1 pseudogene is annotated in these 361 nt (G+C 67.6%); it reads right to left on the minus strand.

Annotation, left to right across the window (positions count from 1 at the left end):
- Window positions 1-97: 97 nt before the first annotated feature.
- Window positions 98-361, minus strand: a pseudogene (locus HA630_RS26940) (amidophosphoribosyltransferase); the annotation flags it as partial.

Consider the following 361-nt stretch of genomic DNA (forward strand, 5'->3'; position numbering starts at 1 on the left):
GCCTCCGAGTTTTCGCCGTACTGGCTGCGTTCGACCGCGGCGCGCACGGCCAGCGTGTCGCGGTGCAGGTCGGGGGGCAAGGCGGGGGCCATGGGCTTCAGGACTCCTGCGAATTGGGCAGGGTCAGGCGCGAGGTGGCGCCGTCGTCTTCTTCACCGCCCACGCGCTTTTCATTCAGCCGCACCACGTCTTCGGAGGTCACGTCGCCGGTGACGTACACCCCGTCAAAGCACGAAGCCTCGAAACCGCCCAGCCGGTCGCTCAGCGCACCCACGGCCTTCTTCATCGCGCCCACGTCCTGGTAGATCAATGCGTCGCAGCCGATGATCTGGCGGATTTCCTCGACCGTGCGGCCGTGCGC

The organism is Aquabacterium sp. A08, assembly GCF_011742065.1.